Here is an 11,418-nt window from a genome sequence, read left to right as displayed (position 1 = left end):
CGGTGCCGGCCTATCGCGACGCGGCCTGAAGGTATTCTTCAAATCCCTTGCCGCGCAGTTCACAGGCAGGGCAAGTCCCACATCCGTAGCCCCACGTATGGCTCGTCGTGTGGTCGCCGACATAACAGGTATGGGCGTCGTAGCGAATCAGGTCGACAAACTGAGGTCCTCCCAATTTCGCCGCCAAGGCCCACGTTTCCGCCTTGGTAAGCCACATAAGCGGTGTTTCGATCAGCAGCGGCCAATCCATGCCGAGGCTGAGTGCGACCTGGAGAGCTTTCAGCGTGTTTTCGCGACAGTCGGGATAGCCGGAATAGTCAGTCTCGCACATCCCCCCAATCAAGACGGGCAGATTACGCCGATAGGCGAGAGCAGCAGCGAAATTGAAGAAGATAAGATTGCGTCCGGGAACGAAGGTGTTCGGCAGACCGGAGGCGTTGAACTCGATCTGCTTTTGACTTGTCAGGGCGGTGTCGCTCACGGAGCCGAGAACGCCAAGGTCCAGCATATGGTCTTCGCCAAGCTTTCCCGCCCAGTTTGGAAATGCAGACTTGATCTTCCGGAGAATCGTCTGCCGGCATTCCAACTCGACGCTGTGGCGCTGTCCATAGTCGAAGCCGATGGTCTCAACATGCTTGTACCGCTGGAGGGCCCACGCCAGACACGTCGTAGAGTCTTGACCACCAGAAAAGAGAACCAGTGCGCGCTGATGCATAGTTTCACCCATTAGGCAATGCGACGGGGTTTACGGAGAAGGCGCTTGAGTGTGCGGGTCAGGTAGTTGGCAAGCAGGTCGATATCCGATGGCGTATTTTGGATGCCATTCCATGGACGAACATCGTTCTGCGACAACTCCCAGGTACCGCTGGTCCAGGCAGTGTACGGCTTCAGCAGTTCAAGTCCTCGCACGAACTCGTCTTTCTGTCTCGCGCCTTCCATCGAATAGAGCAGTTCCATGACGAACCCCATTGCGACGATGCCGGCCCCATGGCGCAGCCGTGACGTTCTTGGCACCATCCCTACCCACTCGGGCCCGAACACCTCCACGACCGCCGCGAAAAATTCGTCGATCAGGGAGATGGACAGTTCCTCAAAGTCCTCCTCCTTAATGAAGTCGCGGATGGCGCCGTCCGAGGTCGAATTCATGACCAAGCGCTGCATGGCCGTGTCGCTGATAACACCTTGCGGGTTGGTATGCTGGCGAATCTCGCCGAACAGCGACGAGCCCGGCAGATAGTTCAGGCGGTCGACGATGCGAGCAGAGAACTTCCGCGATGTGAACCGGTCAGGAAGTCCTTCGACATTGGGCAGAAGTTCGTAGATCAGCGTTTTGGGCAACGGCCGTGTGTTGTTGATCAGGACGAACTGCTGCCGAAGTTCGTTGTAATCCTTGCAAACCAGTGCCGACACGAACACTTGGAAGCCCGGCTTCTTGATGCCGGCGAGCGCCGTTAGACGCTGCTGGCCATCCACTACAAAGCCTGGCTTGCCCGACTCCGTGTTGATCTTTACGCTGACCAGGCCGTCGCCGAGCTCCTTTACCTGCACGCCGTCGATGAAGGCAACGATGACTGCGTTGGGCAGCAGCGCATCATCGCGGTTCAGGTAGTCTCGGATTTCCTTGATATGAGAGGCGACCTGATGTCGTTGGAATCCTTTCAGGTGGCCATCTTCGGTACGCCCGATCCGCTCGATTTCGGAGAACGCCAGAACCTGTTCGGGAGTCGCTGCAAAGGAAAAGACATCGTGGCCCTTGGCTTGCTGCGCCCGAATGGCCTTGAATCGGAAAGTGCTCACTGGCGCTCCTCGAGAATGTTCTGTACGTGCTTGTGATAGACGCCAAGGTTGTGAAACCCACGGCGTTTGTTGCGATTGCTTGCTCGAAATATGATGACTTCCACGCCGACGTCACGGCAGATCGGGCACTTGCATTGCTTCCACGGCTTGGCTTCGAGCGTCCTCGCCATCAAGTCTCTCTGCTTCTTGAGTTCCCGTTCGCGCTGCTCCTCCGACGCGGCCTCTCCTTGGGTCAGAAAACGCTGATAGTCGGTGAGGGCATCCAGTGCCGTTGCGAGCGGCATTCGTCGCTTGTCGAAGGCACGTATGGCCTCCAAGGCATGCTGCTCGCGCCTGAGAAGATCCTCAGCGCTGAAAATGCCCCGCTTGATGCCCTGCATCAGCCTGGGGTTCTCGATCGCCTGTGGAATGCGGATGGCGGCATAGTAGTCCAGCGTGCCATCCCCATTGCTGCTGTAGTAATTTGCCTTCGCATCCTTGAAGGCGCGAATCAGAGGCGATGTTGAATCAAAGCTCGTGATACCGTAGCCGGTGAACTCCTGGATCTTGTCGGCTTTCGCAAATCCGAGCAAATGAATGTCGGTCTCCGGCTTGATGGCCTTGCGAATTGCTTGCAATACCTGGTGGATGACGTCGACCTTCAAGGGAACCAGGCCTCCCACAGCCAGGTAGCGGTAGCCCATCTTTTCCAGTGCCACGGCCGCCTCCGCCATACTTTTTGGTGACCAACCCTGGATCGGCCCCAGAGGCTCAAATGGCCACCCTTCCGCTTCCGTCAATCGAAGGAACTCTTCGGCGTTCGAGAGGGTGATGTCAAAGCGGTCCGTGACATCACAGGGTTGCTCCGACCGTGGCGGATTGCTTGTGTCGCAGGCGAAGATGATGTGGTCGGGGGAGCATCCATGCGTGAACGCGGCGTCCGAATAAAACTCCACCACTTCCGCCGGGGAGTATGCCGGCTTAGGGTGGTCCACATATGCAAATGCGCCGCAGTCACCCATCAGCATCTTGTCCTTATGCTTCGGACCGCCAAAGCGCAGAAATTTCCGGGCCCCGTCACGGAGCATTCGCTGCTCCTCAGCAGTCGAGTACCTTACTTTCGACTTGGCAACGCCTTCCGCTTGCCGGACCGCACTCATGGAGACAAGAAGCCCATCGTAAGGCGCAGGCTCCATGAGTTCATGCGCATAGCAATCATCCCAATAGCGCCTCCGGCCAGGTGCATTTCGGTCTTGCAGGAAGTCATACATCGGATCGACGTAGTCCTGCGTGTCGGAGTACAAAAACTTCATTTCTTTACTTGGTTGGCATAGGCGCGCACCAGCGCATCCTGCAATCTCTTGATGTCTCGTGGAGTATTCTGGATTTCATTCCATCCCACTCCCAGCGATTCCCAATGGCCTTTGGTCCAGGCGCAGTGTGGGGCGACACTTTCCAACTCGCCTCGAACCGTCTTGTAGTCTTCGCTAACCCCGGAGAGCTTTGCGTAGATGCGGTCCATGAGGACACCCATTGCCTCGATGCCGGCCGAATGCATCAAGCGACTCTGACGTGGATCGCAACCCCATGCCTCTGGAAAGACGTCGCGCACTGCTGACCAAAACGTCAGCAGAACGCGATACATCGCCTCGACATCTGCCGCCTCATTGGCGCGCGCCGCCTTATAGGTTGCCAATGCACCAAGCGGATTGTTGAGGCTATTGCGTATCATCGTAATGACGGCAGTATCGGTGATTACCGCTGCGGGAGCCGAGCGATCGGTCATTCTCTTGATGAGCCGATGAAATGGAGAGTTCGGATCCCGATTCAGTAGGTTGCATAGTTCCGATGGCAAGCGCCGTGCGTTGAGTTCACGCGGGAGCAGAATTCCAGAGGTTTCGGGTAGCAATTCATTGATCAATCGAGAGGGCAACGGCTTCGCCTTATTGACCAGGATGAATTGCTCGCGCTGGATATCGATACTGTCTGACACGAACCCAATCACAGGTACTGGAAGCGCAGAGTTCCTGGCCTGGGCCAATGCAAGGGAGCGTTGCTGCCCATCCACGATCCATGCAACTCGGGCTCCCGCCTCGAACACGGGGATGGTCAGCGTTCCCGCCTGCGAAATGCCCATGTCACCTGCTGGCTTGGAGCCACGTGCAGCTACGAATCGCACGTCTGGCGACATGGCCAGGATGATCGCGTTTGGAAACAGCACGTTTCCCTGGTTGAGGTACTCGACGATGCCTTTGACGTGACTACGGATCTCCGGCCTCTGGAATCCCTTTACGGCATCCTTCTCGTCGCGCTCGATGCGGCTGATGTCAGCCAGCCTTGTGATATCGGCGCCCCCAATGAAGAACGCGTACACGTCTATGCCACCACCCTGAGTTGTGTGGAGTGCGCGGACGACGACTTCTTTCGTATGTGTGGTCACAGCGTTATCGCATCACGAAGCGAATTCCTGGCATAGGCCGAGCCAGATTCGACGGAACCGGCCCTGCTCGCATGCCACCTGCGCCTCGTCCCTCAGGAAGCGCAGCAATTGCGTAGAACTGCCACCGTAGTCCGTCCAATTACTGCGAAGCAATTGAGCGATTTCCTCGTCTCTCAGCTTGACTCGACGGGGAATCTGAGGGGCAACCAGACCAGACAACGCTGATCTCACTGCGGAGAATCCGTGTTCCAGCGAAAGGCGGTGACCGTGCAGTTCTTGGATGAAATGTCGAAGCGCGCGCTGGGGAAAATCGGCTCGCGTCCCGGCAAAGGCAGTGGCTTCAAGCCGGTCGTCATAGGGCATCACGCATCGCCGCAGATGTTCCGGAACAGCAACCCGTCCTCTCTCGGAAGTGAAAATTCTCAGCTTTTCCGCACAATTTGCCCCGCAGTCCTGCAAATCACCTGAGACCATTTCGAGGTAGCCGCTGGGTAATGCAAGGAGAACGGTCTTTGTGTGTTGGTTAGAGACCAGTCGCGCGATTGCTGATCCGGCATTGAGTTCCATCCACCAATCCACAGGCGTCGCCTTGAGATGGGCAAGCGTGGGTGCGATCGAACCGGCGCCGGGCGACACGGTAAGGTCGTAGAAGGGAACCTTCGCACTTGCGTGCGTGAGGCCAAGGCCGGCGGAAACGAAAGCGAGGCGGGCACCTACCAAATTCGCGGCCGCGCGAGCGTCGACAACAGAGCGGCCTAGGTAGAGGTCGGACGCGAGTTGATGGTTGCCAAATCTGGAGAGCTCCTCCTTCCACAGGCGAGCAAGGTCGGCTACCGAATTCACTCCAGAAAGGGAGGCACTACACCAATTGGCCGAGGGGCTTGACGCCATTCGGCCGCGCTTCCTGCTGGTGCAGTTTGTGAGCACAAGTACATCCATGGCTGCGTGTCGTTGCGGCGCTGGAGTCTCTGGAGCGCGTGCAGTAATTTGAATTGCCACGATTCTACATGTTGCAGTTATCGGGCTCAATTGGATGCCAGGCTCTGCAGTAAATTTTCACAACTGGCCACAGCTGCGAAGTGGTAGGCGGTGCGACTCATGGCCGAGGAACAACGCGTGCCAAGTGAGCCTGCGAGGCGGCAGGCTGCTCGCAGGCGGCGTACTATCGCCAGTCGGTCGACCCGCTATCGCGTGATGGCGAGTTGAGCGGAGCGCTCAACCACGTTGTGGAGCGCGACGGCAGTTGGGGAATTCTGGAAAGTGTTACCAGCGGCAGCGGCAGCGGCAGCGACTCGACGGCCGACGTCGGGACCATTAGAAAGTATGAGGGGTGTACTGCGAGTGCCCCGTTGCGCGCCAGATCAGCGTGGTTCTTGAATGCTAAATCGCGACTTACGGACGGACTAGCTATTCGCGCTCTTGTTGCTCCGCCTTCTCCAAGTCCCTAGCAATCCGATCCCGGGTCGGTGAGGTATGCCCATGCGCCTCATCCGTCTTCCCCGTCACTAGCCAATACGCATACTGAGGCCACACCACCCCAATCGCCTCAACCATGTCCTGCGTCACCCGCTGCTGGTTGCGGCAAGTGTTCTTCCAGTTGTCCGCCTTCACGCCGGTCAGTTCTTCCATGCGCTTGTAGCGCCGGTTCCCGCCGGCAACGAAATCTATCAGCTCGACAACACGATCGCGCATTTCAATTGGGCTATATTAGCCTTGCAAGGTAAATTTAGCCTCGTTTGCCGCTGAAGGTGTGTGCCTCAGGTGGCATGACACGGGTGCACACGCATTGTTCGAGCAATGCGTGGGTGCTTCCGTGCGTTTCGAGGTACCGCAGCAAGCCCAGGGAGGCCGAGCCATCCGGCAACGGCGTAGCCCGCGCTCAGCCTTGGAAGGGCTGACGCCGGTTCGGGAGTCTATTGGGCCTGATCAGCCGCATTATGGACCATGCGGAGGGGCGACTGCGTCTCTGTGGACCGCTTGTGTGAGCCCTATCAAGGGGAGGGGGGCCGCATGCTTACTCATCAAAGCTGCTTAAGCACTGCCGGGTCGGGATCCTGGCGAGGCGTCGACGGCCTGCGCATCTTCGCTGTTGCAGGACCTGCTTGCATAGAAAGCGTGGCTTATAGATCGGCGACCTTGGCCAACTCGGTCACCGAAACCTCCAGTGCTTCAGCAATCCCAACAAGATGCATCACCCCAATATTCTGCTCCCCCCGCTCCACCGAGCCCATATAAGACCGGTCGATCCCAGCGCGGAGCGCAAGTTCTTCCTGTGACAGCCCCCGCTCTTTGCGGACCTGTCGAATGGCTTGTCCGAGTTGGACGAGAGGTGCGGCACCGCCGTGCCGAGGGGATGCGATTGGCATCTCAGGTTCCTGTCGCAATGAGGACGATGTAACCACGAGCGAGCTTACCCAAAACTCTGAATAGAGGAGTCGCCCATGACCGCCCGCCAACGCCGCCTGCGCGTCGCCGCTGATTCTACGGAGGCCACCGTGCTGGCCGATCGCCTGCTTCCGTCTGACGCGTTCGGGCTTGAGGGGGAGGGCGCGGCGCGCCTTCGCGACACCATCCTTGAGTCTTGCGACGAGCTTCTGCGCGTCAGCGCCGGCCTGGATGCGCTGTTGGCCTTGCTGGAGCTGCGCGCGGGCGGGTGTCAGAACAGCGATGGCTTGCATGCCTTGTTATTGCCGTTGACGAAGCAATTGGACGAGGCCGTGGACCGCATTCAGGAACTTTACTAAGCGTAGGACGTATCGGCATGCGTGCTGGGAAATCACCGCACCGCGGCGATGGTCTGCTGCATTAGATTCACGCATTTGAAGTGTCAGGCGGCCTGCGGCGGCATGCTTGCCAGTGTGTGAGCCAGGGCCGTCGAGGATTCGCCGCGTGCCGCTGCATGCCGGCCGGCGCAGCCGATACAACAAGCGCAACAAACACAAAACAAGCACAACAAGCCTGAACACAACAGGCAGGAGACAGAGATGCACGCAAGCCAGTGCACCACCCCATGGTCGGGACCCTACCGGGCAGGGCGCGATGTTTCGCCCCTACACAACGACTTCAAGCCTAGGAAGGAGACACCTGACCATGAAACCCATTCGCCCCCTGATCGCCGCGGCCGCTTTTGGCTTGCTGGCTTGCCCGCTGCTGGCTGAAGCCAGCGTCACGCTGTTCGGCGTGGTGGATTCCGGCATCGAGTTCGTCAACAACCAGTCTTCGGGCGGCACGGCTGCCGGGCCGGGTCCGGCAGCGAATCGCGTGGCCATGCAGTCGGGCTCGCAGGCGGCGTCGCGCTGGGGCCTGCGCGGTGAGGAGGACCTGGGCGGCGGCCTTCAGGCTTTCTTCGTGCTGGATAACGGTTTTGCCGTGGATAGCGGCCGCGAGTCGTTTGCCGGCCGCATGTTCGGGCGGCAGGCGCTGGTGGGACTGGGCGGGCCTTACGGCAAGCTGAGTTTCGGGCGCCAGTATGTGACCTTGTTCGATACGCTGTCGAACTTCCAGCCGGCGGCCTACCAGACGCTGTATGAGCCGACGACGGCGCTGCTGGGCAAGCACCTGCGCGAGGACAACACCGTCAAGTATGTCGGCAGCTTCGGCGCGCTGACGGCGCGTGCGCATTGGTCGTTCGGCGTGGATTCGACTTCGCCGGCCACGGCGGGCGAGGTGCCCGGCCGGATTCGCGATGGCTCGGGTTGGGGCTTCGGTGGCAACTATGCCTCCGGGCGCTTCGGCGCCGGCATGGCTTTCGACCAGGTCAACACGGCCGCCGCGCCTGGCGTGAATGCGAAGGCGCAGCGCGCGGCGGTGGCGGCCAGTTATGCGCCGGCGCCCGGGTTGCGATTGATGGCCGGGTATCGCTGGGCGCGCAGCACGAGCCCGGCGGGTGCGGTGGTGCTGCGCGATGACTACTTCTGGGTCGGCGGCGCCTATGACGTGACGCCAGCCTGGCAGGTGACGGCCAGCCTCTACTACGACAACGTCAAGCAGATGCCGCATCCGGTCACGCAGGCGCCGCTGGGCGATATCGCCAATCCGTGGCAGCTGATGCTGGTCAACAAGTACGCCCTGTCGAAGCGCACCAACCTTTACCTGACCACGGCCTACGCCAGGAACGCGTCCTTGAAGCTCGAGAACCCGGCTGGCGTGCAGGGTAGCGGCTATGTGCTCGGGGCCGGTAAGAAGAGCATGTTCGGTGCGGTGGCGGGCATCCGGCACGTGTTCTGACGGCGCTGCCCCAGCGGCCTGCGGTGCCCGCCGGCGGTGGGTGATGACCTGCTGCTGGCGTGTTCCAAGGTAACGCCGATAGAACCACCGTCGTTCCCGCGCAGGCAGGACAACGCCGATAGGGCGTTGGACGTTCGCAGGTCGGCCCGCAGGGCGAGCGCCAGCTCCACCCAGTGTCTTTGGTGCGATGGCGCTGTTAAAGCCGCTGGGTCCCCGCCTGCGCGAGGACGACGATGTGGAGGGGGTGTCGTGATCTTTGCAAGTCTCGACAGGCGCAGGGCACGGCCCGGGACGAGAGGTGAGGAGGTGCAGTTCATGGGAGGTTTCCGTTCCGCGTCACATGATGTCGCCGCCCGGCCGCGGCGGCGCACGCTGGTGCGGCTGCTTGGGGCGGCTCCCCTGGCCTCACTCACGCCGCTCACCCTGCACGCGCAGGAGCGTTACCCGAGCAAGCCAGTCCGCTTCATCAACACCTTCCCACCCGGCGGCCCGTCGGACATCCTGGCGCGCTCGATGGCCGAAGCCCTGCATGGCCGCTTCAAGCAGCCCTTCGTGGTGGAGAACAAGCCCGGTGTCAGTGGCAATGTGGGTGCGGCCTCGGTATCCAGGAGCCCCGCCGATGGCTACACGGTGCTGTTCGGCATCGACACCACCTTCACCGTCAATCCGCATCTCTATCCGGTCATGCCGTTCATGCCGGGCGATATGAAGCCGCTGATGATCCTGGCTACCTCGGGTTTGCTGGTGAGCGTGCACCCGGGCACGGGCATCGGCAGCATGCGCGTGCTGCTGGCGCAGGCAAAAACGAAGAAGCTGAACTTCAGCTCGGCCGGCAGCGGCAGCCCGGGCCATCTGGCCATCGAGGCCTTCCGCCGCGCTACGGGCGCCACGCTCAACAACGTGTCGTACAGGGGCAGCACGGCGGCGGCCACGGCGGTGGCGGCGGGCGAGGTGGATGGCGGCATCCTGGCGGCGCCGGCCGTGCTGCCTTTCGTCCAGGCTGGCCGCGTGCGGGCGCTGGCGGTGACCGGTGCGCAGCGCTCGGCGCTGCTGCCGGATGTGCCCACCGTGGCGGAGCTCGGCTTCAAGGGGCTGGAGCACGAGGTGCTGTACGTAGCCATGGTGCCCGCGGCCACGCCCGCGCCGGTGCTGAGCCTGCTGGCCAGCGCCATGGGCGAGGCGCTGGCGCGGCCGGAGGTGCGGGCACGGCTGCAGGCGCTGGATCTGCGGCCGGACGGCACCAGCGGCGCGGCGGCGGAGCAGCGCATGTGGGCGCTGTCGGAGGGCTATCGCCAGCTTATTGCGGCCACAGGCATGCGCCTCGAATGAAAGGCTGATCTGGCGTATGTTGTGGCCGGTGATGCTGGCCGCGCCGACACCGACCATGATGGCGCGTGTGCCGGTGTCGTATGCGCTCGACAGTTCCACTCGACGGTTCCGAAGCAAGCTTCAGCCGCTTCCTGCCGTTAGAATCGCGGCACTTTCCTTCCGACAACGAGAAAAACTCCAATGCCCACCGTCTCGCAGCTCCGCGAGCGCTACCTGATGCGCTTCTGGTCGCCGCTGCCCACACTGGTCGCCCTGGGCGTTGCCTCCGCCTACTACTTCGCCCTGACCGGCACCTTCTGGGCAGTCACGGGCGAATTCACCCGCTGGGGCGGCCACGTGCTGTCCTGGTTCGGCTTCCATCCCCAGGAATGGAGCTACTTCAAGATCATTGGCCTGCAGGGCACGCCGCTCGACCGTGTCGATGGCGTGATGATCATCGGCATGTTCCTCGGCGCCCTGTGCTGCGCGCTCTGGGCAGGCAATGTCAGCCTGCGCTGGCCAAACAGCCGCCGCCGCATGGTGCAGGGCCTGATCGGCGGCATCATCGCCGGCTTCGGCGCCCGCCTGGCCATGGGTTGCAACCTGGCGGCCTTCTTCACCGGCATCCCGATGTTCTCGGTGCACGCCTGGGCCTTCATGCTTTCCACCGTGATCGGTGCCTGGATCGGCGTGAAGCTGAGCCTGATGCCTTTCCTGCGCATGCCGCTGAAAGTCACCGGCACAGCAGCCCGGCTGCCGGATGCGCAAGCCCTGGCACGACGCTCGCTCATCCAGTGGCGCCTGGGCCTGGTGGTCCTGGCCATAGCCATGGTGTTCGCAATCTGGCGCTTTGAGGTGTCTCTCGTTCTGGGCATGGCCTGCCTGTTCGGCCTGGTGTTCGGCGGCCTGATCGAGCGCGCGCAGATCTGCTTCACCAGTGCCGCCCGCGATCTCTGGACCACCGGCCGGACCAAGGCGGCCTTCGGCATCCTGCTGGGCATGGGCGCCGCCTGCGTCGGCACCTTTGCCGCTATCCACCTGGGCGTGGCACCGAAGGTATTCTGGATGGGCCCGAACGCCGTCATCGGCGGTGTGCTGTTCGGTATCGGCATCGTCCTCGCGGGTGGTTGCGAGACCGGCTGGATGTACCGCGCCATGGAAGGTCAGGCACACTTCTGGGTCGTCGGCGTCGGCAACATCATCGGCGGCACCCTGGTCGCCGTGTTCTGGGACCAGCTCAGCACGCTGGCCTTGCCCTATCCCAAGCTCAACCTGCTGCAAATGTTCAGCCCTGGCGCCGGGCTGCTGGTGACCTTCGTCGGACTCGGCATCTGCATGCTGCTGGTCCAACTCAACGCCAATCGCTTCACCCCTTCTAGGAAGTTTGCCAATGACCGCGACGCCCGCTCAAAACCCGACTCTCTCGCTGGATCTGCGCGGTGAGCACTGCCCGTACAACGCCATCGCTACCCTGGAGACCCTGGCAACCATGAAGCCGGGAGACTTGCTGGAAGTCGTCACCGATTGCTCGCAGTCGGTACACGGCATTCCCGAGGATACCCAGCGCCAGGGTTACAAGTGCCTGAGCGTGGAACAACATGGCGCGCTGTTCCGCTTCCTGATCGAGGTACCGTCCAGCCGCTGAGTGTTCCCGCTGAGCGTTCCCC

The 11,418-nt window shown here is 61.5% G+C and carries 12 protein-coding genes; 5 read left to right on the top strand and 7 right to left on the bottom strand.

Going from position 1 to position 11,418, the window contains the following annotated elements:
* Positions 1-10: 10 nt before the first annotated feature.
* The 7 genes from queC to AC1Z3O_RS18010 form a co-directional block, all read right to left on the bottom strand.
* The gene (gene queC / locus AC1Z3O_RS18040) at positions 11-727 is read right to left on the bottom strand and encodes a 7-cyano-7-deazaguanine synthase QueC (protein WP_483517060.1); all 717 of its coding nucleotides are present in this window, start codon (positions 725-727) and stop codon (positions 11-13) included.
* Positions 727-1,797 carry a DGQHR domain-containing protein DpdB gene (gene dbpB / locus AC1Z3O_RS18035; RefSeq protein WP_483517059.1) on the bottom strand — a complete coding sequence of 357 codons (1,071 nt, stop codon included), beginning with the start codon at positions 1,795-1,797 and terminating at the stop codon, positions 727-729. The genes queC and dbpB (AC1Z3O_RS18035) overlap by 1 nt, the downstream gene beginning before the upstream one ends.
* Complete coding sequence (dpdA, locus tag AC1Z3O_RS18030) at positions 1,794-3,089, bottom strand: tRNA-guanine transglycosylase DpdA (protein WP_483517058.1); 1,296 nt, start codon at positions 3,087-3,089, stop codon at positions 1,794-1,796. The genes dbpB (AC1Z3O_RS18035) and dpdA overlap by 4 nt, the downstream gene beginning before the upstream one ends.
* Positions 3,086-4,216 (bottom strand): DGQHR domain-containing protein DpdB, encoded by a 1,131-nt coding sequence (gene dbpB / locus AC1Z3O_RS18025; RefSeq protein WP_483517057.1) that lies wholly within the window; start codon positions 4,214-4,216, stop codon positions 3,086-3,088. The genes dpdA and dbpB (AC1Z3O_RS18025) overlap by 4 nt, the downstream gene beginning before the upstream one ends.
* A gap of 12 nt (positions 4,217-4,228) precedes the next feature.
* Positions 4,229-5,155 (bottom strand): hypothetical protein, encoded by a 927-nt coding sequence (locus AC1Z3O_RS18020; protein ID WP_483517056.1) that lies wholly within the window; start codon positions 5,153-5,155, stop codon positions 4,229-4,231.
* A gap of 468 nt (positions 5,156-5,623) precedes the next feature.
* Entirely contained in the window at positions 5,624-5,908 is a 285-nt protein-coding gene (locus tag AC1Z3O_RS18015) for a hypothetical protein (RefSeq protein WP_483517055.1), read from the bottom strand.
* A 428-nt stretch (positions 5,909-6,336) separates the two neighbouring features.
* Positions 6,337-6,582 (bottom strand): helix-turn-helix domain-containing protein, encoded by a 246-nt coding sequence (locus AC1Z3O_RS18010; protein WP_483517054.1) that lies wholly within the window; start codon positions 6,580-6,582, stop codon positions 6,337-6,339.
* A gap of 75 nt (positions 6,583-6,657) precedes the next feature.
* Between AC1Z3O_RS18010 and AC1Z3O_RS18005 the strand changes: the two genes are divergently transcribed.
* The 5 genes from AC1Z3O_RS18005 (at position 6,658) to yedF (ending at position 11,396) form a co-directional block, all read left to right on the top strand.
* Positions 6,658-6,960: a DUF1484 family protein gene (locus AC1Z3O_RS18005; RefSeq protein ID WP_483517053.1), complete on the top strand. Its 303-nt coding sequence runs from the start codon at positions 6,658-6,660 to the stop codon at positions 6,958-6,960.
* A gap of 346 nt (positions 6,961-7,306) precedes the next feature.
* Positions 7,307-8,443, top strand: coding sequence for a porin (locus tag AC1Z3O_RS18000; protein ID WP_483517052.1), 1,137 nt, complete (start codon positions 7,307-7,309; stop codon positions 8,441-8,443).
* Between the two features lie 315 nt (positions 8,444-8,758).
* The gene (locus tag AC1Z3O_RS17995) at positions 8,759-9,772 is read left to right on the top strand and encodes a Bug family tripartite tricarboxylate transporter substrate binding protein (RefSeq protein WP_483517051.1); all 1,014 of its coding nucleotides are present in this window, start codon (positions 8,759-8,761) and stop codon (positions 9,770-9,772) included.
* 180 nt (positions 9,773-9,952) lie between these two features.
* Entirely contained in the window at positions 9,953-11,194 is a 1,242-nt protein-coding gene (gene yedE, locus AC1Z3O_RS17990) for a selenium metabolism membrane protein YedE/FdhT (RefSeq protein ID WP_483517050.1), read from the top strand.
* Positions 11,142-11,396 (top strand): sulfurtransferase-like selenium metabolism protein YedF, encoded by a 255-nt coding sequence (gene yedF, locus AC1Z3O_RS17985; protein ID WP_483517049.1) that lies wholly within the window; start codon positions 11,142-11,144, stop codon positions 11,394-11,396. Before yedE ends, yedF begins: the two co-directional genes overlap by 53 nt.
* The last annotated feature ends 22 nt before the right edge of the window (positions 11,397-11,418 follow it).

This window comes from Cupriavidus sp. 09_S30, from assembly GCF_056930435.1.
The sequence above is the reverse complement of the archived record's forward strand: the minus strand, read 5'-3'. Positions and strand labels throughout refer to the sequence as shown.